Annotated in this window: 24 protein-coding genes; 10 read left to right on the forward strand and 14 right to left on the reverse strand. The window is 63.0% G+C overall.

Features of this window, described 5'->3' with window-relative positions:
• Positions 1 to 18: 18 nt before the first annotated feature.
• Positions 19 to 936: a DMT family transporter gene (locus G6N73_RS05485; protein WP_246251673.1), complete on the forward strand. Its 918-nt coding sequence runs from the start codon at positions 19 to 21 to the stop codon at positions 934 to 936.
• A gap of 350 nt (positions 937 to 1,286) precedes the next feature.
• Here G6N73_RS05485 and metF read toward each other — a convergent pair whose 3' ends face one another.
• The gene (gene metF / locus G6N73_RS05490; RefSeq protein ID WP_165024482.1) at positions 1,287 to 2,210 is read right to left on the reverse strand and encodes a methylenetetrahydrofolate reductase [NAD(P)H]; all 924 of its coding nucleotides are present in this window, start codon (positions 2,208 to 2,210) and stop codon (positions 1,287 to 1,289) included.
• Positions 2,210 to 3,214 carry an ArsR/SmtB family transcription factor gene (locus G6N73_RS05495; RefSeq protein ID WP_165024484.1) on the reverse strand — a complete coding sequence of 335 codons (1,005 nt, stop codon included), beginning with the start codon at positions 3,212 to 3,214 and terminating at the stop codon, positions 2,210 to 2,212. The genes metF and G6N73_RS05495 overlap by 1 nt, the downstream gene beginning before the upstream one ends.
• Positions 3,215 to 3,331: 117 nt before the next feature.
• Between G6N73_RS05495 and tsaA the strand changes: the two genes are divergently transcribed.
• Together tsaA and G6N73_RS05505 are read left to right on the forward strand one after the other, a co-directional pair.
• Positions 3,332 to 3,841 (forward strand): tRNA (N6-threonylcarbamoyladenosine(37)-N6)-methyltransferase TrmO, encoded by a 510-nt coding sequence (gene tsaA, locus G6N73_RS05500; protein ID WP_165024487.1) that lies wholly within the window; start codon positions 3,332 to 3,334, stop codon positions 3,839 to 3,841.
• Positions 3,838 to 4,152, forward strand: a complete 315-nt coding sequence (locus G6N73_RS05505) for a DUF2293 domain-containing protein (protein WP_165024854.1) — start codon at positions 3,838 to 3,840, stop codon at positions 4,150 to 4,152. The genes tsaA and G6N73_RS05505 overlap by 4 nt, the downstream gene beginning before the upstream one ends.
• 38 nt (positions 4,153 to 4,190) lie before the next feature.
• Here G6N73_RS05505 and G6N73_RS05510 read toward each other — a convergent pair whose 3' ends face one another.
• Together G6N73_RS05510 and G6N73_RS05515 are read right to left on the reverse strand one after the other, a co-directional pair.
• The gene (locus tag G6N73_RS05510) at positions 4,191 to 4,808 is read right to left on the reverse strand and encodes an MOSC domain-containing protein (protein WP_165024490.1); all 618 of its coding nucleotides are present in this window, start codon (positions 4,806 to 4,808) and stop codon (positions 4,191 to 4,193) included.
• A gap of 97 nt (positions 4,809 to 4,905) precedes the next feature.
• Positions 4,906 to 6,027 carry a beta-ketoacyl-ACP synthase III gene (locus G6N73_RS05515; RefSeq protein WP_008837124.1) on the reverse strand — a complete coding sequence of 374 codons (1,122 nt, stop codon included), beginning with the start codon at positions 6,025 to 6,027 and terminating at the stop codon, positions 4,906 to 4,908.
• Positions 6,028 to 6,263: 236 nt separating this feature from the next.
• On the opposite strand from G6N73_RS05515, the gene G6N73_RS05520 reads away from it, so the two are divergent.
• The gene (locus tag G6N73_RS05520) at positions 6,264 to 6,674 is read left to right on the forward strand and encodes a hypothetical protein (RefSeq protein ID WP_246251676.1); all 411 of its coding nucleotides are present in this window, start codon (positions 6,264 to 6,266) and stop codon (positions 6,672 to 6,674) included.
• Positions 6,675 to 6,694: 20 nt separating this feature from the next.
• Here G6N73_RS05520 and ettA read toward each other — a convergent pair whose 3' ends face one another.
• Together ettA and G6N73_RS05530 are read right to left on the reverse strand one after the other, a co-directional pair.
• Positions 6,695 to 8,344, reverse strand: coding sequence for an energy-dependent translational throttle protein EttA (ettA, locus tag G6N73_RS05525; RefSeq protein ID WP_165024494.1), 1,650 nt, complete (start codon positions 8,342 to 8,344; stop codon positions 6,695 to 6,697).
• Between the two features lie 135 nt (positions 8,345 to 8,479).
• Positions 8,480 to 9,169 carry a DUF2461 domain-containing protein gene (locus G6N73_RS05530; RefSeq protein ID WP_165024497.1) on the reverse strand — a complete coding sequence of 230 codons (690 nt, stop codon included), beginning with the start codon at positions 9,167 to 9,169 and terminating at the stop codon, positions 8,480 to 8,482.
• A 627-nt stretch (positions 9,170 to 9,796) separates the two neighbouring features.
• Here G6N73_RS05530 and G6N73_RS05535 point away from each other — a divergent pair.
• The 5 genes from G6N73_RS05535 to G6N73_RS05555 all read left to right on the forward strand — a co-directional run bounded on the left by G6N73_RS05535 (position 9,797) and on the right by G6N73_RS05555 (position 14,324).
• The gene (locus tag G6N73_RS05535; RefSeq protein ID WP_165024500.1) at positions 9,797 to 10,753 is read left to right on the forward strand and encodes an alpha/beta fold hydrolase; all 957 of its coding nucleotides are present in this window, start codon (positions 9,797 to 9,799) and stop codon (positions 10,751 to 10,753) included.
• Positions 10,754 to 10,993, forward strand: coding sequence for a DUF4160 domain-containing protein (locus G6N73_RS05540; RefSeq protein WP_206078681.1), 240 nt, complete (start codon positions 10,754 to 10,756; stop codon positions 10,991 to 10,993).
• Positions 10,986 to 11,396: a DUF2442 domain-containing protein gene (locus G6N73_RS05545; RefSeq protein WP_165024502.1), complete on the forward strand. Its 411-nt coding sequence runs from the start codon at positions 10,986 to 10,988 to the stop codon at positions 11,394 to 11,396. The genes G6N73_RS05540 and G6N73_RS05545 overlap by 8 nt, the downstream gene beginning before the upstream one ends.
• 103 nt (positions 11,397 to 11,499) lie before the next feature.
• Positions 11,500 to 12,675: a CaiB/BaiF CoA transferase family protein gene (locus G6N73_RS05550; protein ID WP_165024505.1), complete on the forward strand. Its 1,176-nt coding sequence runs from the start codon at positions 11,500 to 11,502 to the stop codon at positions 12,673 to 12,675.
• Positions 12,672 to 14,324, forward strand: coding sequence for a thiamine pyrophosphate-binding protein (locus G6N73_RS05555; protein ID WP_165024507.1), 1,653 nt, complete (start codon positions 12,672 to 12,674; stop codon positions 14,322 to 14,324). The genes G6N73_RS05550 and G6N73_RS05555 overlap by 4 nt, the downstream gene beginning before the upstream one ends.
• 51 nt (positions 14,325 to 14,375) lie before the next feature.
• Here G6N73_RS05555 and G6N73_RS05560 read toward each other — a convergent pair whose 3' ends face one another.
• From G6N73_RS05560 to G6N73_RS05575, 4 genes are all read right to left on the reverse strand, one after another.
• Positions 14,376 to 15,347 (reverse strand): ABC transporter substrate-binding protein, encoded by a 972-nt coding sequence (locus G6N73_RS05560; RefSeq protein WP_165024509.1) that lies wholly within the window; start codon positions 15,345 to 15,347, stop codon positions 14,376 to 14,378.
• Positions 15,348 to 15,372: 25 nt separating this feature from the next.
• Positions 15,373 to 16,494: an ABC transporter permease subunit gene (locus G6N73_RS05565; protein ID WP_165024512.1), complete on the reverse strand. Its 1,122-nt coding sequence runs from the start codon at positions 16,492 to 16,494 to the stop codon at positions 15,373 to 15,375.
• The gene (locus G6N73_RS05570; RefSeq protein ID WP_165024514.1) at positions 16,491 to 17,369 is read right to left on the reverse strand and encodes an ABC transporter permease; all 879 of its coding nucleotides are present in this window, start codon (positions 17,367 to 17,369) and stop codon (positions 16,491 to 16,493) included. Before G6N73_RS05570 ends, G6N73_RS05565 begins: the two co-directional genes overlap by 4 nt.
• 301 nt (positions 17,370 to 17,670) lie before the next feature.
• A complete protein-coding gene (locus tag G6N73_RS05575; RefSeq protein WP_165024518.1) occupies positions 17,671 to 18,462 on the reverse strand; it encodes an ABC transporter ATP-binding protein in 792 nt (263 codons plus the stop codon).
• A 105-nt stretch (positions 18,463 to 18,567) separates the two neighbouring features.
• Here G6N73_RS05575 and G6N73_RS05580 point away from each other — a divergent pair, with 105 nt between their 5' ends.
• Positions 18,568 to 18,978 (forward strand): cupin domain-containing protein, encoded by a 411-nt coding sequence (locus G6N73_RS05580; protein ID WP_165024520.1) that lies wholly within the window; start codon positions 18,568 to 18,570, stop codon positions 18,976 to 18,978.
• A gap of 38 nt (positions 18,979 to 19,016) precedes the next feature.
• Here the strand turns inward: G6N73_RS05580 and hydA are convergent, their stop codons facing one another.
• From hydA to G6N73_RS05600, 4 genes are read right to left on the reverse strand one after another with little or no spacing between them, the layout of a single operon-like run.
• Positions 19,017 to 20,465: a dihydropyrimidinase gene (gene hydA, locus G6N73_RS05585; protein WP_165024522.1), complete on the reverse strand. Its 1,449-nt coding sequence runs from the start codon at positions 20,463 to 20,465 to the stop codon at positions 19,017 to 19,019.
• Positions 20,466 to 20,491: 26 nt separating this feature from the next.
• The gene (locus G6N73_RS05590; protein ID WP_165024541.1) at positions 20,492 to 20,845 is read right to left on the reverse strand and encodes a type II toxin-antitoxin system PemK/MazF family toxin; all 354 of its coding nucleotides are present in this window, start codon (positions 20,843 to 20,845) and stop codon (positions 20,492 to 20,494) included.
• Positions 20,845 to 21,060, reverse strand: a complete 216-nt coding sequence (locus tag G6N73_RS05595; protein WP_165024545.1) for an antitoxin MazE-like protein — start codon at positions 21,058 to 21,060, stop codon at positions 20,845 to 20,847. Before G6N73_RS05595 ends, G6N73_RS05590 begins: the two co-directional genes overlap by 1 nt.
• Positions 21,061 to 21,107: 47 nt before the next feature.
• Positions 21,108 to 22,358: a Zn-dependent hydrolase gene (locus tag G6N73_RS05600; protein WP_165024547.1), complete on the reverse strand. Its 1,251-nt coding sequence runs from the start codon at positions 22,356 to 22,358 to the stop codon at positions 21,108 to 21,110.
• Positions 22,359 to 22,369 lie beyond the last annotated feature (11 nt).

Raw genomic sequence — 22,369 nt, forward strand, 5'->3', positions numbered from 1 at the left:
ATTCTCTCAGAGGCTTCGATGACAGCGGTCACAGCGCCGGTTTCAGCTCAGAAAATCATGACGGCTCGCGATTGGGCGCAGCTTTTCCTGCTGGGCGCGATCTGGGGCGGCTCTTTCTTCTTCGCCCGCATTGCTGTCGCCGAAATCCCGCCGCTGACACTGGTGCTGTTCCGCGTCGCCATCGCCGCCATCGCCCTGCACCTCTATCTCCTGGCGCGAGGCCCATCCTTCAAGCTCGCTTTGCCCCATGCCTCCAGCTTCTTCCTGCTGGCGCTCTTGAACAACGTCATCCCTTTCTCGCTGATCTTCGCCGGCCAGACCGTGCTCGGCGCGGGTCTTGCTTCGGTGCTCAACGCCACCACGCCGTTCTGGACGCTGATCATCGCCAACATGCTGACCAGCGACGAGAAGCTGAGCTGGAACAAGGTCGCCGGCATCCTGCTCGGCGTCGCCGGCACGGCGGTGATGATCGGGCCGGGCCTGATCGCGGGCCTGGGCGGGCCGGTCTGGGCCAAGTTCGCGCTTGTCGGCGCTTCGCTCTCCTACGCCTTCGCGCTGATCGTCGCCCGCCGTTTCAAGGGTGTGCCGCCTGCCGTGGTTGCGACCGGCCAACTGACCGCATCGACGGTCATGATGCTGCCCGTCGTGCTCGTCATGCACGGCACAGTGGGCTTGTTCGATGCAAGCGCGCCTGTATGGACGGCGGTGCTTGCGCTGGCGCTTGTTTCCACGGCCTTTGCCTACATACTCTATTTCAACATCGTTGCGTCCGCCGGCGCCACCAATGCCTCGTTGGTCACGCTGATCGTTCCGGCGAGCGCCATCCTGCTCGGCACGGCCTTTCTCGGCGAACGGCTTGATCTTTTCGAAATGGCTGGCATGGCGCTGATCGCATTCGGCCTGGTCACGATCGACGGCAGGCTGCTGCGCCGGTAACGCGATTTGCACTTTTGTTCACAGGCCGTGAAGCCGATTTTAGGCGAATATTTTCAAGAACTAACGCGACGCGGCAGGTCGGAATTTCCACATTTCTTCCGCAATGCAGCACGTTTTCCGCTTGCCTGTTGCCTAAAGTCCCCTAGACTCCGGCTGCAGCTCTAACAAGGAGGCTACGCATGGGACTTACACGGCCAATCAACGCATTGATGATTTGTGCTGCGTTCGCCTTTATTGGCGCCCTGATCATGGGAGTTCTTCCTTAAGCCACCGAAGCTTGGAGGAGGCCAGCACAGTCTGGCAGGAATAGCGAAAAGGCCGGGTCAATCGCCCGGCCTTTTTCTATTGGTTCATGCCGCTGCGAAGCCTTCGGCCGCGGCTGTCGTGTCATGAGCGCGGATGCCGATCATATGACAGATCGCAACGACGAGGTCGGCGCGGTTCATCGTATAGAAATGGAAATCGCTCACCCCGCGTTCGACCAGATCCATTACCTGCTCGGCCGCTACCGCCGAGGCAACCAACGCATGCGTCTGCGGATCGTCATCCAGCCCCTCGAAGCGCTCCGCCAGCCAGGCCGGGACATGCGCGCCAGCCCTTGACGAGAAGTTCGCCACCTGCCGGAAATTGTGAACCGGCTGGACGCCCGGCACGATTGGAATATAGATGCCGGCCCGGCGCACCCGCTCGACATAGCGCTCGTAAATATCGTTGTCGAAGAAGAACTGGGTGATCGCGCGCGTCGCGCCATTGTCGACCTTGCGCTTCAGCATCTCGATGTCGGTCGCGAAATCCGGGCTTTCCGGATGCTTCTCGGGATAGGCGGCGACGGAAATGTCGAAATCCGAAATCGCGCGCAGCCCAGCCACCAGTTCCGCGCCGTTCTCGTACCCTCCCGGATAGGGAGTATAGGCCTGGCCGACGCCGGATGCAGGGTCGCCGCGCAAAGCGACGAAGCGCTTGATCCCGAGCGCATCATATTCGCGGATAACAGTGTTCACCTCGTCCCTCGAAGCGCCGACGCAGGTCAGGTGAGCCGCCGCCGAAATGCTCGTGTCGGTCAGGATACGCTTGACCGTCCGGGCGGTGCGCTCACGTGTCGAGCCGCCGGCGCCATAGGTCACCGAGACGAATTTCGGCTGCAGCGGCTCGAGCCGCGTCACCGTGTTCCACAGCCGCGCCTCCATTTCGTCGGTCTTGGGAGGGAAGAACTCGAACGAGACGCGGATCCTGTCGCCGATGTCGGGGCGGCGCGAAAAACGGAACTGGTTCATCAGGCGGTTTCCCTCTGCTCGGCGTTTCGCGCCGGGTCGGCAATCAGCATACGGCGGTCGCGCCCGAGCCACAGCTTCACGGTAAGCTTCGCCTCGGTCGCGGCGCGCGGCTCGAAATCCAGCGTCTCCTCGAGATCGAGCCCGGCCTCGGCGAACCATTCGGCGATCTGGCGATCGGAAAAGCCGAGCCTGATATGGGCATGCTCCTCGCGCAGGAATTCCAGCGCATGCGGTGCGAAATCGACGATGACCAGCCTGCCCGACGGCCGCAGCAGGCGCGCAGCTTCGCGGATGCCGGTTGCCGGATCGTCGAGATAGTGCAGAACCTGGTGCATGGTCACCAGGTCGAAAGCGTCGCGCTCAACCGGCGGCGCAAAGATGTCGCCCTGCCGCACCTGTGCGTTCGACACCCCCGCTCTGTCCAGATTGGCGCGCGCGACTGTCAGCATTTCGCGCGACATGTCGATGCCGACGCCGCGCTTGTATAGCGGCGCGAAAAGCTCCAGCAGCCGGCCGGTGCCGGTGCCGAGATCAAGCATGGACTGGAAAGGCCGTTTCCCGACGAGCTTCAGCAGCGCCGCCTCAACGGCGCGGTCCGGCGCGTGCAGCGACCGTATCTGGTCCCAACTTGCGGCGTTGCGGCTAAAATAGGAGGCGGCGCGCTCCTGGCGCTTGCGCTTGACGCTGGCCAGCCGCTCCAGATCGCGCTCGATCTGCGGATCGCCATCATGCACCCGCGACACCAGCCCGTTCACGAAATCGCGGGCCGCGTCGTCGTCCGACAACCGGAAGAATGCCCACGAACCCTCTTGATAGCGCTCGATCAGTCCCGCTTCGAGCAAGAGCTTGAGATGGCGCGAAACACGCGGCTGAGACTGGTTGAGAATTTCGGTCAGGTCCGAAACGGTGAGATCGCCGCGCGAAATCAACGCGAGGATCCGCAAACGGCTGGATTCGGCCGCCGCCTTCAATGTATCAACCATCAGGTCCAGGGTTACGCGCATGATTGTTGATTTACCCAAAAAGACATAAACATATCTTTATGTGAAAAATCGACGTCTGGCAACGGCAATGTCGCGGACGGGCCAGAAAATGACGCGACCGTTTCGGGAGACGCCGGCATGTTTGAAAAGCGCGACGGCGAGATTTCCCTCGCCACCGATCCGGCGGCAATGCCTCCGGACGGCCATGTCGTGTTCATCGGCCGCATCCGCTCGCCCTGGAAATCGCGTGCCGAATGCCCGAAGAACATGGCCGCCGCGCGCGAGCGCGGGCTGGCGGCCACGGTCGAGGTCGGCCAGGCTTTCCGGCCGGGGCTCGAAGGGCTCGGCGGCGCGAGCCACGTGATCATCCTGTCCTGGTTCCATCATGCGCCGCGGAATCTGATTATTCAGAAGCCGCGTCATGCTGCTGAACCCAAAGGCGTTTTCGCGCTGCGCTCTCCTGCCCGACCGAACCCTGTCGGCGTGCATGTGGCGAAGCTGCTCGCGCTCGATGTTGCGGCCGGCCTGCTGACGCTCGACGCCATCGATGTGCTGGACGGCACGCCGGTGATCGACATAAAGCCCTATTTTGCATCGATCGACGCTTTTCCCGACGCTACGACCGCGCGTCGCGAAAGCGGCGAATAGCCATGGCCACGGGCCGCCAGCGTGCGATCGCCAAGGCGTTGACGGCGCTGCTGCCGCTTGCGCCCTATGCCGACACCGAAAAGATCCGCGCCGAGGCCGGCGCCCGGCATTTGAAGACGATGCCACCCGCAATCGCCGTGTGGCTGGCGGCCATCGCCCACATCCGCCACGAGCATACCGATTACGAAAAGCTGCTCGCTGAGGGCTATGACCGCGATTCGGCGCGCTTCTTCGTCGTCGACCAGACCAACGCCGTCCTCACCCGCTGGCGCGCCACGCGGTTGCTCGATCCGGATGAAGACGAGGCATAAATGGTGCGTCCTCGAGGCTCCCTGCCCTTACGAGAGCTTCAGGCCCCATAAATCCACTGCTCCGGCACCCGCACCGAAACCTCTTCACCGGCTACGATCGTGCCGGGCTTCTCGACCCAGGCGACCAGCCCGCGCAGCCGCTTCGCCGCCTTGGGAAACAAGAGCGAACCGGCTTCAATGTCAGGCATGTTCGCGCGCTCGGCGATCTGCCTGCCCGCGATCCGGCACGGCCCATTCTGCGCATCCACTTTCAGTGTCACGCCGCCCTTGAAGAACAGCATCGTGCCCGAAGGCAGCATCGACAGATGCGGCACGCCGGCCAGAAGCAGGTTGGCGCCTATCCATTCCGGCTTGATCTCGGCGAGCCCCATGCGCTGGGCGACGGTGGCAAGCTCGTCCGGCGAAACGATCGACAGTTGCCGCTCGTTGCACATTTCGGTGCCGCGCTGATACCAGGGCTCGCGCCCGCCGGACCTGCGCGTATAGCCGGCATGGATATCTCCTTCGATACCCTCGAAACCGAGCCTTAGCGTCTCGGCCGCGACCGTCTCGAAATGATCGGCCGGCGCGACATAGAGGCCGGCGACCCTGCCGGTGAACTTTCTTGCGGGAAGGATTTGCGGCTCTCCGTTCAGCGGAGCGAGCAGGTCGAGCATCGTCGTTTCCCTTATTGAGGATTCGCGCGAAACTGCCGTCGAACGGCCGCCAGGTCCAGCCAAAAAGCCTGATCAACCGATGATCGCCGCTGATGCCTTACAGCTTCCTCAGCAGCGCGCCGCCGATCGAGTAACCCGCCCCGAAGGCGCAGAGCAGGCCGTAATCGCCGGCCTTCATGTCCTCGTGATTTTCCTTGAAGGCGATGATCGCGCCGGCCGCCGCGGTGTTGCCGAGCCGCTCCAGCACCATCGGTGCGCGGTCGTGGCCGACATCGTGGCCGAAGGAGAGCTTCAGGATCATGGCGTTCATGCGCGCATTGGCCTGATGCAGCCAGAACCGCCTGATCCCGTGCGGCGTCAGGCCGTGCTCTGCGAGAAAGTCCACGATGAACCGGTGGCCGGCCACCGTCACTTCCTTGAACACCTTGTTGCCGACCTGCTTGATCATGTTGCCACGCATGTCGATTGCGGAGGTATCCTCCTGTCCGGCCCGCAACAGAAAGCCGAGATTCGTGCGGATGTTGTTGGAAAACTGTGTCCAGCCGCGCGTGTCGAGCACTTCGAACTTGCCCGGCCGCGTCTCGCCCTCCTCCAGCGCTTCCACCACCATCGCCGTCGAGGCGTCGCCGAAGATGAAATGCGTCTGCCGGTCGCGGAAATTCAGATGCCCGGTGATGATCTCGGGCGTCACCACCAGCACCCGCTTCTGCCCGCCCGCCCGCACCAGATTGGAGGCGACATGCAGGCCGGCTGCCGCCGATGAGCAGCCGAGGCCCATGTCGAAAGCCGCGCCTTTTATGCCGAGCGCATTCTGGATTTCGATCCCGATCGCCGGATAGGGCCGCTGGTGATGCGAGGCCGCGCAGATCACGAGGTCGATATCTTCCGGACCGAGCCCCGCATCGTCGAGCGCCCGACGCGCCGATGCGACGCCGAACTCCGCCATCACCGACAGTTCGTCGTCGCCGCGCGGCGGGATGCGCGGCGTCATCCGCTCGGGATCCAGAATCCCGTCCAGCACCAGAACGTGGCGCTTCTTCACCCCCGACGCATAGACGATGAAGTCGGTGTCGGACTTCGCCAGCTTCTCCTCGCCGGTGATCTCGCGGCGCGCGTTCTCAGCGTCCACCCAAATGTTGAAGCTGTCGACGAGTTCCTCATTGGTGATCGAGGCCTCGGGAATGACGACGCCGACGCCGCTGATGATGACGCGATGCATGCTGCTAAACGATCCCCGTGCGGTTGCCGCGACCCTGCCCACGCACGCCCTACAGTTTCGCGGTCTCCCGGTCGACACTTTTGCCGTGTAGCAGTTTACGCCGGCTTAAGCGCCACGCCCGCGATCCTGTCAAGCGCCACGCCGATCTTTCGGCCGCCGCCGACGCTTTACGCTCACGCTGGCCAGGCGTATCGTCGCTGCGGGCCGGGAAGAGCAATGCGTCAGGAGGGTTCATGATGCGCGCGACTTCCATTGTTCCTGCAATTATGTCGATTCTGGGCTTTACCGCGCCGGCCATGGCGGCCGACGTATCCTGCAACGGCCTCGTCACCTCTGGCGACACGATGATCTGCTCCGGCTTCGAGCCGAACTGGGCAGTCGAACTGAGCTGCGTCGGCGGAACGATGCAATCCTCCTTCATCGACGCGTTCTCCGGCGACGGCATCCAGACCACGCCCGGCACCGTCGTCTTCTCCTCCGAAGACCCGTGGACCTTCGAGACCAGCCACGGCATCAGCGGCACGATCGCCGCGACGCCGGGCGGCTGCACCGACGAAAGCGACGCCGTGCGTGACTATACCTTCACGCCGACCGCCGCACCGGGGCTTTCGGGACCGTTCTTCCCGTTCTGCTGCCGGATGCGGTGAGGTCGTCGTCTGGATCGCCCCTACCTTGTCAGCCTCTTATACGTCATGCGGTGCGGGTTGACCGCGTCGGGGCCGAGCCGCCTGATCTTGTCCTGCTCGTAATCCTCGAAGTTGCCCTCGAACCATTCGACATGGCTGTCGCCCTCGAAGGCGAGGATGTGCGTGGCCAGCCGGTCGAGGAACATGCGGTCGTGCGAGATGATGACGGCGCAGCCGGCATAGTTTTCCAGCGCGTCTTCGAGTGCTGCCAGCGTCTCCGTGTCGAGGTCGTTGGTCGGTTCGTCGAGCAGCAGCACGTTGCCGCCGGTCTTCAGCATCTTGGCCAGGTGCACACGGTTGCGCTGGCCGCCCGAAAGATTGCCGACTTTCTGCTGCTGGTCGCCGCCGCGAAAATTGAACGACGAGCAATAGGCGCGGGTGTTGACGTCGTGCTTGCCGAGCTTGACCACTTCGGCGCCGCCGGAAATCTCCTCCCAAACCGTTTTCGACGGGTCGAGCGTGTCGCGGCTCTGGTCGACATAGCCGAGCTTCACGGTCTCGCCGACGCGGATCGTGCCCTCGTCGGGCGTTTCCTGGCCGGTGATCATGCGAAACAGCGTCGTCTTGCCGGCGCCGTTAGGGCCAATCACGCCGACAATGCCGCCGGGCGGCAGCTTGAATTCCAGATTCTCGATCAGCAGCCGGTCGCCATAGCCCTTGGACAGACCGGATACCTCGATCACCACATTGCCGAGCCGCTCGCCATGCGGGATCACGATCTGTGTGTCCGAAGGACGGCGCTTGTCGGCCTGCTCCAGCAAATTCTCGAACGCCTGGATGCGGGCCTTGGACTTGGTCTGGCGGGCCTTCGGGCTGGAGGCGATCCACTCGCGCTCGCGGCTGATCGCGCGCTGGCGCGCATCGTCCTCGCGGCCTTCCTGCTTGAGGCGCTTGGCCTTGGCTTCGAGATAGGCGGTGTAGTTGCCCTCGTAGGGAATGCCGCGGCCACGATCGAGCTCCAGGATCCAGCCGGTCACATTGTCGAGGAAGTAGCGGTCGTGGGTGATGATCATCACCGCGCCCTTGTAGGCGCGCAGGTGCTTTTCCAGCCAGGCCGTCGTTTCGGCGTCGAGATGGTTGGTCGGCTCGTCGAGCAGCAGAAGATCGGGCTCGCGCAGCAAAAGCTGGCACAGCGCCACGCGGCGGCGCTCACCGCCCGAGAGGTTGGTCACGTCGGCGTCCTTGGCCGGGCAGCCCAGCGCTTCCATCGCCATCTCGACCTGCTGTTCGAGGTCCCACAGGTTCAGCCGGTCCATCTCGTCCTGGAGCCTGGCCGACTCATCGGCCGTCTCGTCGGAGTAGTTCATCATCAGCTCGTTGTAGCGGTCGATGATGGCGGTCTTCTTGGCGACGCCTTCCATGATGTTGCCGAACACGTTGAGCGCCGGGTCAAGCTCCGGCTCCTGCGCTAGGTAGCCGACGGTCGCTCCCTCGGCGAGCCAGGCTTCGCCGCTCCATTCCGTGTCGATGCCGGCCATGATCTTGAGCACGGTCGACTTGCCGGCGCCGTTCGGGCCGAGAATGCCGATCTTGGCGTCGGGGTAAAAGGAGATGTTGAGGTTTTCGAGAACCTTCTTGGTGCCGTAGGCCTTGGTCAGGTCGGCCATGTGATAGATGAACTGGCGTGCCACGCGCGCTTATCCCGTAATGTTGAGGAGAGTTGGGCGCTATGTAAGCGAAGCGGCCCGCAACGGCAATGCTTTCGCGGCGGTTGGGGCGCCTTGCCGCGCCACGCTCAAGCGGGCGCGGTCACCTCCCGAGGTTCCTCAGCCTACCACCTTGTCGAGCAGCCACTTGCCGACCGGCCAAGCGGCGGCGAAGTGCGCCAGAGCGCGTTCGGCGAAACCGGGCGTGGTCGCCTCCTCCGCCGGGAGTTCCTTCCCGGCGTAAAGCCCCTCATGCAGCAGAAAGCGGGCGCGCTCGTGGGTTCCGTCATAGCCGCGCGGGACGCTTTTGCGCGTTGCGCCGCCGATTTCGTAACCCGCCGCCGCAACCGAGGCAGCAATTTCGGCAAGCTCCCGGCCGGACCGCTCGTCGAGCGCGGCCGACCGAAAACGCTCCAGCATCTCGTCCTTGAGAACATGCATGCCGCTGCCGATGAAGATCGCTTCGGGCGCGATGCGCAGATAGAAGCCCGGCCGGTCCCAGCCTTTCTTGTCGCCGTGCCAGAACCAGATGTCGAGATGGTCCTTGTAGGGCCGCTTGTCCCTGGAGAAGCGGATGTCGCGATTGATGCGGGAAATCGAGCCGTTCACCTTCGGCTCGTAGCGCACGCTCTGTGAAACGCCTGCGAGCTTTGGCCCGACCGTCTCGACGAAACGCCGCGCCGGCTCGACATAGCCAGCCTCGTAAAGGGCGCGGTTGGCCTCGAACCAGTCCCTGGAATTGTTATGGGCGATCCCCCGCAGGAATGTCAGCGTTTCGTCCGGAAACCGCGAGAACTCCATGCCGGTCATCGTCTCCCTCCCGAGAACTGAATTGATAATCATAGCATGCCGCCGACACACGCGGATAATGGGCATTCAGTCCGGTCCAAATACCTCTCCGTTACCACGCCCGCTTTCGCGTCTGGTCATTGGGAAAGGTCGGGAAGCGGGGCGCGAGGCCAACGCCTTCCTAATTTTTATACGTGGCGCGAACCTCGCGCCCCGCCGGTGATTTTTCAGCCCCCCGTTTCCCAGCCTGCGGACCTGCCGGCATACGCCGGTGGTTTGCCGTGCCAGCGCGAGCGATATACGGCGCCTCGTGCCCGTCTTAGCGGACAGTCGTGGAAACTCTGGACGACCTTCCGCTTCCGCGGCCACGTTAGCCGCTTTCCCGGAACACCGGTTCCTCCCCGCAAATCACCGTCATGACCGGCGTTCCCGCAGGAGAAACTGCCGGGGATTATGCGGGGAACGCAGGGGGTGATGGACAAAAGCGGACAAAAGATTCTTCAAGAATCTTACATCTCATTGATTCGTAAGGCGGATTTCTTCGATTGGTCGCAACGGGCGGCGGATTCTATCCACGCGAGCTGCTGGCAATGAAACCCTTGACGGCCTGCCTGCCTTCGCCAACAGTCTTCGCCGGGGGAGAAAAACATGCCGTTCGACGACCAACGCACGCTCGCCTCGCCGACCGGCGCGGCGCTCAATCTCTATACGAAGCAGGCCGCCAGTCCGGCGCGCGGCGTCGTGCATATCAGCCACGGGCTTGCCGAGCACGCGGCGCGCTACGCCCGCTTCGCTGATTTCCTCAGCCACCGCGGCTTCCACACCTATGCCCACGACCATCGCGGTCACGGCTTCACCACCGCGCCGGACGCGCCGCAGGGCATGTTCGGCAACCCTGATGGCGGCGCGAAGGTTCTGGCCGACATCGGCGCGGTCCACGACCTCATCGCCCGCGAGCTTCCCGGCCTGCCGCTGATCCTTTTCGGCCATTCGATGGGCGGCATCGTCGCGCTCAATTTCGTGCTGCGCCATTCCGCGCATCTGCACGCGGCCGCGATCTGGAATGCCAATTTCTCCGCCGGCCTTCTGGGCCGCGTGGCGCAGGCCATCCTTGCCTGGGAGCGCTTTCGGCTGGGCTCGGACGTGCCGTCCCGCATGCTCCCCAAAATGACTTTCGTCGATTGGGGAAAGAAGGTGCCGAACCACCGCACCCCATTCGACTGGCTGTCGCGCGATCCGGAAGAAGTCGACAAATACATCGCCGACCCGCTCTGCGGCTGGAACGCTTCGGTGTCGCTCTGGCAGGATGTCTTCCGCTTTGTCTTCCATGGCGCGGACGACGCGAGTTTTTCCAAGGTCCGCAGGGACATGCCCTTCAACCTGGCCGGCGGCGAAAAGGACCCGGCGAGCGACGGCGGCAAGGCGGTCGAAGCGCTCGCCGCCCGCATGCGGCGGATAGGTTTTTCGAGTCTCGTTTCAAAGGTTTACCCCGAAACCCGCCATGAAAGCCTGAACGAAGTGAATCGAAACATCATCATGGAAGATTTTGTGCAGTGGGCAGAGAACCAGCTATCGGTTGAAAAACCCATCAAGATGGGTTACTGATTGATCACGGTCATTCGTTCAGGCGGATTCAGGATTGTGATCTTCGTCGATGATCATGAACCGGCGCATGTGCATGTCTACGGCGACGGAGAAGCCAAGATCAATCTGATCGGACCGGATGGCTTGCCCGAGTTGATCTGGGCGGTAGGAATGAAGCGAAGCGAAGTGCGCCGATCGATGGCCATCGTTCTGGAAAATCGCGACGTGTTGCTCGCAAGATGGAAAGAAATCCATGGCTGAGTTGACTGACAAGGACATCGACGCCGCCATTGAGCGGGGCAGGCTTGCAACCGTCGGCGAACCCCGCGCCGCGAGCGTGCGCTACGACAGCCGCCTCGACCGCGTCGTGGTCGAACTCACCAATGGATGCACCTTTGCCTTCCCGCCGCGTTTGGCCCAGGGCCTGGAGGGAGCAAGCGACGAGGAACTCTCCCAAGTCGAAGTCCTGGGCGCTGGCTATGGGTTGCACTGGGAAGCACTGGACGTCGATTTCACTGTTCCCGGGCTGCTTGCCGGGATTTTCGGTACGGGCGCCTATATGGCGCGTCGGGCAGGCCGCTCGACATCGCCGGCCAAGGCGGAAGCAGCCAGGCGCAATGGCTCGAAGGGCGGACGGCCGCGCAAGTCGGTTAGCCGCATGTGACAGCAGGCCAGTGCCGGGGACAGTTTACTTTCTTGCCCCGGAAAGGCATCTACGGCTTCCAGGTCCCACGAGGGGCAAAAAGTAAACTGTCCCCAGGTGCTCAATGCCCAACCCCCCGCTCCACGGCGTCCGCGTTATCGAACTCGCCCGCATCCTGGCCGGACCCTGGGCGGGCCAGCTGCTTGCCGATCTGGGCGCCGACGTCATCAAGGTCGAGAGCCCGGACGGCGGCGACGACACCCGCAAATGGGGGCCGCCCTTCGTCACCGGCAAGGACGGCAAAAACCTTTCGGCTGCCTATTATCATGCCTGCAATCGCGGCAAGCGCTCGATCGCCATCGATTTTTCGAAGCCCGAAGGGGCCGAGACGGTCCGCCGGCTGATCGCCACCGCCGATGTCCTCGTCGAGAATTTCAAGCTTGGCGGCCTGAAGAAGTATGGCCTCGACTATGAGAGCCTGAAAAAGATCAACCCGAAGCTGGTCTATTGCTCGATCACCGGCTTCGGCCAGGATGGGCCCTATGCGCCGCGCGCGGGCTACGATTTCATCATCCAGGGCATGTCCGGCCTGATGTCGATCACCGGCCCGGCCGGCGGCGAGCCACAGAAAGTGGGCGTCGCCGTCACCGACATTTTCACCGGCCTCTATTCGGTGATCGCCATCCAGGCGGCGCTTCGCCACGCGGAAGCCACTGGACAGGGCCAGCATGTCGACATGGCGCTGTTCGATGCGCAGATCTCCGTGCTCGCCAACCAGAACCTGAATTTCCTGGTATCCGGCAAGCCGCCGGTCCAGATGGGCAACGCCCATCCCAACATCGCGCCCTACGAAGTGCTGCCGGTCAGCGACGGCCACTTCATCCTCGCTGTCGGCAATGACAGCCAGTTCCGGAAATTCTGCGCGGTGGTCGGGCTGGAAGAACTGGCCGGCGATCCCGCCTATGCGACCAATGAAGCGCGCGTCGCCAACCGCGCGGCTCTGCGTGAAAACATCGTTCCGCGCCTCGCGGATTTCGACCGCGACAACCTGCTCGCTTTGCTCGAAAAAGCCGGCGTCCCGGCAAGCCCTATCAATGATATTGGAGAAATGTTCGCCGACCCGCAGACCATCGCCCGCGGCATGCGGCTCGACCTCGACGACGGCCATGGCAACACGCTACCCTCTGTGCGCGCGCCGATGGTGATGTCGGAAACGCCGCTCGTCTATGAACGCCCCTCGCCGCGGCTTGGCGAGCACACGGCCGAAATCCTTGCCGAACTGGAGAGAACCGGATCATGAAAACCGGCGGAAAGCTGATCGTCGAAGCGCTCGAGGCGAACGGAGTAGACCGCATCTATTGCGTGCCCGGCGAATCCTATCTCGCCGTGCTGGATGCCCTGCACGATTCGAACCGCATCCAAACCATCGTCTGCCGGCAGGAAGGAGGCGCGGCAATGATGGCCGATTGCCACGGCCGGCTGACCGGCAAGCCCGGCATCTGCTTCGTCACGCGCGGCCCCGGCGCGACCAACGCTTCTGCCGGCATCCACATCGCCATGCAGGATTCCATCCCGCTGATCATGTTCATCGGCCAGGTGGCGAGCCACGCCAGGGAGCGCGAGGCTTTCCAGGAGGTCGACTACCGCGCCTTTTTCGGTCCGCTCGCCAAATGGGCAACCGAGATCGACGACGCGGCGCGCATCCCCGAAATCGTCACCCGTGCATTTGCCGTCGCCACCTCAGGCCGGCCGGGGCCGGTGGTGATCTCGTTGCCGGAGGACATGCTGACCAGCCTCGCAGACGCGCCCGACGCCCTGGCCTTCACGCCGGTCGAGACCCGTCCGGGAGCGGAAGAAATGGCGCGGCTTGAGGAGCTTCTTGGAAAGGCCGAGCGCCCGTTCGTCATTCTGGGCGGCTCGCGCTGGAGCGAAGCCGCATTCAGCCACATGCAGAAGATCGCCGAAGCGTGGTCGCTGCCTGTCGGCTGCTCGTTCCGCCGCCAGATGCTGTTCGACCACCTCCACCCCTGCTATGCCGGCGATGTCGGCATCAGCCCGAACCTGAAACTCGCGACCGCGATCAAGCAGGCCGATCTCGTGCTCCTGATCGGCGGGCGCATGGGCGAAATGCCGTCGTCGGACTACACGCTGCTGAAGAGCCCCTACCCGGACCAGACGCTGGTCCACGTCCATCCCGACGCGAGCGAACTCGGCCGCGTCTATCGCCCAAAGCTCGCCATCAACGCGTCACCTGCCGCATTCGTCGAGGCATTTTCGGCGCGCAGCCCTGGTAAGCCGCCTATCTGGGCGCCTGAAACGGCAAAAATGCACCAGAACTATCTCGACTGGTCGACGCCCCCCGAGACCGGTCCCGGCGCGGTGCAGATGGGTCCGATCATGAGCTATCTGGAATCGGTGCTGCCCGACGATGCGATCCTGACCAACGGTGCTGGAAACTACGCAACCTGGGTACACCGGTTTCACCGCTCCCGGCGCTATGCCACACAGGCGGCCCCGACCTCGGGCTCCATGGGCTACGGCACGCCCGGCGCGGTCGCGGCCAAAGGGCTGTTCCCGGAGCGTGAAGTCATCGCCTTTGCCGGCGACGGCTGCTTTCTGATGAACGGCCAGGAATTCGCGACCGCCGTCCAGTACGACTTGCCGATCATCGTTATCGTCGTGAACAACGGCATTTACGGCACGATCCGCATGCATCAGGAGCGGGAATATCCCGGCCGTGTCGTCGCCACCGATTTGAAGAACCCGGATTTCGCGGCCCTTGCCCGCGCCTATGGCGGCCACGGCGAAACGGTCGAGACGACCGCCGAATTCGCTTCCGCCTTCGAGCGCGCGCGTGCATCCGGCAAGCCGGCGATCATCGAGATCAAGCTCGACCCCGAGGCGATCACGCCGACCCGGACCATGACGGATATTCGGGAGAAGCGGTGAAGCAAAAAGGGGCGGTTGCCCGCCCCTTTCCTATACCTCGCAAGACAATGGCTACTGGATCGCCTTGTCGGTCACCGCCGAGGTCCAGGCGCCGGTCGGCTCCTTGGAGATGATCTTCTGGTCCTGCAACGCCTTGGCGGTGCGTTCATAGGCCGCTTCGACCAGCTTGCCGTCGGCGTTGTCGATGAGCTTGGCGACTTCGCCCATCATGCGCTTCTGGTGATTCTCGTCCTGCCCGCCATTCTCGACGACGATGTCCGCCGCCTCATCGGGGTTTTCGACGGCGTATTTCCAGCCCTTCATCGAGGCGCGCACGAAGCGGACCATCTTGTCCTCGAAGGCCGGATCCTTGAGCTTGTCCTCCATCGCATAGAGGCCGTCCTCGAGCAGGTCGTTGCCCATCGCCGAATAGTTGAAGACGATCAGGTCTTCCGGCTTGTAGCCGGCGTCGATGAGCTGCCAGTATTCATTGTAGGTCATCACCGATATGCAGTCGGCCTGCTTTTGGATCAGCGGCTGCACGTCGAAGCTCTGCTTGAGAACCGTCACGCCGTCCGCCCCGCCTTCGGTCGAAAGGCCGAGTTTGTTCATCCAGGCGAAGAACGGATATTCGTTGCCGAAGAACCAGACGCCGAGCGTCTTGCCCTTGAAGTCGGCTTCGGACTTCACCGGGCCGTCCTTCGGGCAGACGAGCTGCATGCCCGCCTTCTTGAACGGCTGGGCGATATTGACCAGCGGCACGCCCTTTTCGCGTGCGGCCAGCGCGCCGCCCATCCAGTCGACGATGACGTCGGCGCCGCCGCCGGCGATCACCTGCTCGGGCGCGATGTCGGGGCCGCCCGGCTTGATCTCGACCTCGAGGTTCTCCTCCTCGTAAAAGCCCTTGTCCTTGGCCACATAGTACCCGGCGAACTGGGCCTGCGTGACCCATTTCAGTTGCAGGGTCACCTCGTCGGCGGCCCATGCCTGGACGGCAGCCAGCGACATCGCGCCGGCAAGCATGGAAACAATCAGTTTTTTCATTTTTTGCTTACCCTCTGAAGTACGCCTATCCACCACGGACAGACGGATGCCAAAACGTGGTGGCCCTTTCGATCAGGGCGATCACGCCATAAAAGACCGAACCCGCGAGCGCCGCAACCGCGATTTCGGCCCATGCCATATCGACCCGCAGCAGGCCGATCTCTGTGGAGATGCGGAAACCCATTCCCACGACGGGCGTGGTGAAGAACTCCGCCACGATGGCGCCGATCAGCGCCAGCGTCGAATTGATCTTCAGCGCGTTGAAGATGAAGGGCGCCGCCGCCGGCAGGCGCAGCTTGAACAGGGTCTGCCAGTAGCTCGACGCATAGGTGCGCATCAGATCGCGCTCCATGTGGCCGGAGGCGGTGAGGCCCGTCACCGTGTTCACCAGCATCGGAAAGAAGGTCATGACCACGACCACGCCCGCCTTGGACGGCCAGTCGGGACCGAACCATGTGACCATGATCGGCGCGACGCCGATGATCGGCAGCGCCGACATCATGTTTCCAATCGGCAGCAGGCCGCGGCGGAAGAAGGCGATGCGGTCGGCTAAGATGGCGACAAGGAAGCCGGCCGAACCGCCCAGCACATAGCCGGTCAGCGCCGACTTGAAGATGGTCTGGTTCACATCGGCAGCGAGCATCGGCAGCGAGGTGACGATGCGGGCGGCAATCGCGCTTGGCGGCGGCAATATGATCGCGGAAACGCCGGCGCCTCTGACGATCGCTTCCCAGATGATCAGAATCCAGACGCCGAAAAGCAGCGGAATAGCCAGCCGCACGAAGGTCCGGCCCTGCGCGGTGACGGGGCGGAGGTGTGAGAGGACGCTTACCGTCCGCCAGGCCAGCAGCCACGTCGCGGCCAGCAGCGCGAAATAGGGCAGCCGGGCCGTGCCTTCATTGCCGGCGAGACCGGAAACCAGCAGCCAGACCGCGGCATGCGTGGCGGCAAACAGCAGAAGCACTGACGTCGGCCGGAAGCCGCTACCCGCCGAAAAGACGATCGCAGCGAATATCAGCGCAAAAATTTCCGCCGTCGCTACCGCGCCCATGCCCGGCTGGGCGCCAAACAGGGGCAGGCCGAATGCCGCGCCGACGCACAGAACGAGCGCTGAGAGCGCCTGCCAGGACAGACCAAGACGGGTCACGCCGGCCGCCCTCCCATGCTCTTTTCGACCTGCCGGCCGGCGAACCCGACCATGCCGACCAGGATCAGCGCCACCACCGACCCGGCGATGAGCGCTGCCCATATGTCGATGGACTGGCTGTGATAGGCGCCGATGAGCAGCTTGGCGCCGATGCCGGCCACCGCGCCGGTCGGTAATTCGGCGACGATCGCGCCGACAAGACTGGCGGCGATGGCTACTTTCATCGAGGTGAAGAGGAACGGAACCGAAGCCGGAACGCGCAGCTTCCAGAAGGTCTGCGAGGCGCTGGCATTGTAGGTGTGCATCAAATCGAGATGCATGATCTCGGGGGAGCGCAGCCCCTTCACCATGCCGACCGCGACCGGGAAGAAGGAGAGGTAGGTCGAGATGAGCGCCTTGGTCACGATGGCCGGCGTGTTGAACGGGCCGAGCAGCAGAATGACCATTGGCGCAAGCGCAATGATTGGAATGGTCTGCGAGACGATGATCCAGGGCATCAGGCTGCGGTCGAGCGCCGTGACATGCACGATGCCGACTGCGATCAATATGCCGAGCGCCGTGCCGAAGGCGAAGCCGAGCAGCGTCGAGGAAAGCGTCACCCATCCGTGATAGACGAGACTGCGGTTGCTGCTGATCTTTCGCATAAAAGTGTTTTCGAAGAAATTTTGCGCCACCTGGTGCGGGGCAGGCAGCGTCGGCTTCGGCTGCGACAGCGTCTTGCCCAGAAATTCCGTGAAGCCCGGCGTTTCGCCGGCGCGGCGGTCAAGGTCGCGCTGGAATGGCGCGTTCAGGAGAACGGCGAAGCCGTACCAGACGACGACCAGCGCCGCGAGGATCGTGGTGACGGGGATGATTTTGTCGCGCAGGCTGTCCATTTAATGTCTCAGCCCGCTGGATTGTCGTGCGTCCTTCGAGGCTCGCTTCGCTCGCACCTCAGGATGAGGGAGGTGAGACGCCGGCCTCCCAAGATGAGGAACGTGGGACGCCGGCCTTTCAGGGCAGGAGACGTGAGGTACTTGCTCAAAATGAGAACGGTGCAGCGCTAGCCTTTCAGGACGACAGTACAGCGCAAGCCTCTCCGTTCGAGTATAGCGCCCCGCCTCCCTCATTCTGAGGTGCGAGCGAAGCGAGCCTCGAAGGACGCACCGATATGAGCGACCGCATCGCACCCCAAGTTCAATCCTCATAGCTGTGCCCTGCCCTGAGCCCGTCGCGTACTCGGGCGGCGATCGCCAGGAACTCCGGCGTCTCGCGAATGTCGAGCGGGCGCTCGCTGGGCAACGTCGATTCGATGACGTCGGTGACTCGACCCGGCCGCGGCGACATGACAACGATGCGCGTCGACAGATAGACCGCCTCGGGAATGGAGTGGGTGACGAAACAGATGGTCTTGTTCGTCCGCCTCCAGAGCTCCAGCAACTGCTCGTTCAAATGGTCGCGCACGATCTCGTCGAGTGCGCCGAACGGCTCGTCCATCAGCAAAAGGTCGGCGTCGAACGCCAGCGCGCGCGCGATGGAGGCGCGCTGCTGCATGCCGCCGGAAAGCTGCCACGGATATTTCTTTTCGAAGCCGGTGAGATTGACCAAATCGAGCGTCCGCTTCACACGCTCCCTCTGCTCGGCCCTGGACAGTCCCATGATCTCCAACGGCAGGGTGACGTTGCGCTCGATCGTGCGCCACGGAAACAGCGCCGCTGCCTGAAATACATAGCCATAGGCCCGACTTTCGCGCGCCTCTTCAGGCGTCATGCCGTTGATCTCGATCGTGCCGTCGGTCGGCTTTTCGAGGTCCGCGATCACCCTAAGAAACGTCGTCTTGCCGCAGCCCGATGGCCCGATGAAAGAGACGAACTCGCCCTTGCCGATGGTGAGATCGACATCGGAAAGAGCCCGCACCGGCCCGTCGCTGGTTTCGAAGGTCAGCCCCAATCCTTTGGCGGCGATGACGGTTCTGGTAGGGTCGGTCATCGCTTGGGGATGTTCCTGCTGCATGGTTGAAAGCATCGGGCTATGGTAGGCAAGATTGCCGCCTGGCATGCAAGAAATCCAGTTCGGGATTGTGGAGAAGCCGCAATGGATGCCTCATCGAAGCCCACCTGCCGCGTCGTTCGTCCCGGCTCGACCTATGACGGCAGGCAGGGACTGAGCTATTTCGAGGGAATCGCCGCCGAAACGGTCGGGTCGAAGGCGTTGTGCATGCATATCGTGACCATCCTGCCCGGCGCGCGGGCTAAGGCGCATCTGCATGAAAGCCACGAATCTGCCGTTTATGTGCTTTCGGGCGAGGCTCGCACCTGGTACGGTGAGCGGCTTGAAGAGTTCGCCGACATGAAGGCCGGCGACATGATGTACATTCCGGCCGGCGTGCCGCATCTGCCGGCGAACCTTTCGGACCGGCCGTGCACGGCGGTCATCGCGCGTACCGATCCCAAAGAGCAGGAAAGCGTGGTGCTGCTGCCGGAACTGGATGCGCTGGCGAAATAGCCTCACGGACGCTGCGGCTTGTCGCGAAAACACCCGGTTCACACCCCCGCCGGAATGCCGGTGCGCTCGACCTTGCGCGGCGCGACAACCTCTTTCCACTTCGACAGGGCGCGATTGACCGCCGCATTCGGCTCGCGAGCGACGAACTCACCGTGGCCAGGCTGTGCCTGCACGCTCGATTCCTGGATCACCAGTTCGCCTCGCGACAGCACGAAGCGCGGCAGACCTGTCACCTCGAAGCCTTCGAAGACGTTGTAGTCGATCACCGACTGCTGGTTCTTCGCCGAAATTGTCTTCTTGCGCTTGGGATCCCACACCACGATATCGGCGTCCGCGCCTTCGACGATCGCGCCCTTTTTCGGGTACATGTTCAATATCTTGGCGATGTTGGTGGAAGTGACCGCGACGAACTCGTTCATGGTCAGCCGGCCGGTATTGACGCCCCTGGTCCACAGCACCGGCATGCGATCCTCGAGCCCGCCGGTGCCGTTCGGGATTTTCGTGAAATCGCCGACGCCGAAGCGCTTCTGCTCCGTGGTGAACGAGCAATGATCGGTGGCCACCACCTGCAGGCTGCCCGCCTGCAGGCCGGCCCAAAGCGAATCCTGATGCAGTTTGTTGCGGAAGGGCGGGCTCATCACGCGCCGCGCGGCGTGGTCCCAATCCTTGTTCATGTATTCGGTTTCGTCGAGCGTCAGATGCTGAACCAGCGGCTCGCCGAAAACGCGCATGCCCTTCTGCCGCGCCCGGCGGATCGCCTCATGCGCCTGCTCGCAGGAGACATGCACGACATAGAGCGGCGCGCCCGCCATGTCGGCGATCATGATGGCGCGGTTGGTCGCCTCGCCCTCGACCTCCGGCGGCCGCGAATAGGCATGCGCCTCCGGGCCGTTATTGCCTTCGGCAAGCAGCTTCTGCTGCAATTGCGCGACCACGTCGCCGTTTTCGGCATGGACGAGCGGCAGGGCGCCAAGGGCAGCGCAGCGCTGGAACGACGAATACATCTCGTCGTCGTCGACCATCAGCGCGCCCTTGTAGGCCATGAAATGCTTGAACGAGGTGATGCCCTTGTCGACGATGGTCGCCATCTCGTTGAACACCTGCTCGCCCCACCAGGTGATCGCCATGTGGAACGAGAAATCCGCGCAGGCCTTCGAGGTCTTGTTGTCCCACATCTGCAGCGCCTCGAGCAGCGACTGGCCGGGCGCGGGCAGGCAGAAGTCGACCACCATGGTCGTGCCGCCGGCAAGGGCGGCCCGTGTCCCGCTTTCGAAATCGTCGGCCGAATAGGTGCCCATGAACGGCATTTCGAGATGGGTGTGCGGATCGATGCCGCCCGGCATCACGTAGCAGCCGGTTGCGTCGTACTCGTGGTCGCCATGCAGATCCGGCCCGATGCCGATGATCTTGTCGTGCTTGACCAGCACGTCGCCCTTCCATGTGCGGTCGGCGGTGACGATAGTGCCGTTCTTGATGACTTTGGACATGGCGGGTGCTCCCCAGGTATTGACGCTCAAGGCACGCGTGGAATTTCTATTGGTGGAAGGAGATCAAGCAACAGAAGCAGCCCACGATCGACAGCTCTCATTTGGTCGCTGCTTAAACGGCCGACTGGTCCGCGAGCTTTATCTTTCGGGAAGGTCATGATTTTTTCGATCTGAACCTGCGATTTTCCATGCAAGCCGTTGCCAGAATTTGGCTCGACATCGACACGCAAATTGCGCCCCGTCGTCAGGTCAGTCGTGAGAAAGCACACCGTAAGGCTCTCGACCCAATCCTCCAACCGATCATTTTGGATCACAACAGCGGGTCGAGGCTTACCGTAGTCGCCCTTCGCTGAAACGATGACCAAATCACCGCGACGCATTAGTCGAGATCGTCCCAGAGATCTTCAGCAAATGCGTCCAACGTCTTCATCATTCCGGTTCGCCGGTCAGACTCCCTGATCTGTCGGCAATCTTCCTCAATCTGTTTCCAGAGCTCATCGGACCAAAGGTCAGGCAACCACACCTCCACAGGCCGATAGCCTTCGGCAGCGAGCTCCTTCTTTTCCTCTTCCGTCAGTTCCTTTGGCCGGCCCATGGCGACCTCCTGTTCCCGATGGAGATATTATCGGCTCTTAGCGCCCGTCATTCAACAATCACCGCCGTTTCGACCACCGCGTGAAACAGCACGTCGCAGCCGGCCGCGGCCCATTCCGGGAAAATTTCCTCGGCCTCGTTGTGGCTGAGCCCATCTACGCAGGGGCACATCACCATCGCCGTCGGCGCCACCCGGTTGATCCAGCAGGCGTCATGGCCGGCGCCTGAGACGATGTTGCGGTGCGAATAGCCGAGCCTTTCAGCCGCGTCGCGGATCGCCTTGACGCAGCCCTCGTCGAAGGTGACGGGGTCGAAATGGCCAACCTGCTCGATCTCGAACTTTATGTCGAGCGCCTCGCAGATGGTGGCAATGCCATCGCGGATGCGGGCGTCCATCTCGTCGAGCACGTCCTTGTTGGGCGAGCGGATGTCGATGGTGAAGACCGTCCTGCCGGCGATGATGTTGCGCGAATTCGGATAGGCTTCCATGTGGCCGATCGCGCCGACTGCGTCGGGCTGATAGTCCATTGCGATCTCGTGCACGAGCTCCGTCACCCGCGCCATGCCGAGACCGGCATTGCGTCGCTTGGGCATCGGCGTCGAGCCGGTATGGCTCTCCTTGCCGGTGAGGGTCACCTGCAGCCACTTCAGGCCCTGGCCGTGGGTGACGACGCCGATATCGATCATCTCGTCCTCGAGGATCGGCCCCTGCTCGATGTGAAGCTCGAAGAAGGCCTTCATCTTGCGTGCGCCGACTTCCTCGTCGCCCTTCCAGCCGATGCGTTCCAGCTCGTCGCCGAAGCGCTTGCCCCTGGCGTCGACCCGATCGTAGGCCCAGTCCTTGTCGTGCACGCCGGCGAACACGCCGGAGGCGAGCATCGCAGGCGCGTAGCGCGTGCCCTCCTCGTTGGTCCAGTTGGTGACGACGATCGGATGCTTCGTCTTGATGTCGAGCTCGTTCAGTGTGCGGATGATCTCCAGCCCGCCCAGAACGCCGAGCACGCCGTCGAACTTGCCGCCGGTCGGCTGGGTGTCGAGATGGCTGCCGACATAGACTGGCAGCGCATCCGAGTCTGTGCCCTCGCGGCGGGCGAACATCGTTCCCATCTGGTCGACGGCGATTTCGAGGCCGGCTTCCTTGCACCATTTCTGGAAGAGATGACGGCCCTCGCCGTCCTCGTCGGTCAGCGTCTGGCGGTTATTGCCCCCGGCGACGCCGGGGCCAATCTTCGCCATCTCCATGATGGAATCCCACAAACGATCTGAATTGATTCGCAAATTCTCGCCCGGGGCGGCCATGCGCTTATCTT

This window comes from Allomesorhizobium camelthorni, from assembly GCF_011045125.1.
Classification (GTDB): Bacteria; Pseudomonadota; Alphaproteobacteria; order Rhizobiales; family Rhizobiaceae; genus Allomesorhizobium; species Allomesorhizobium camelthorni.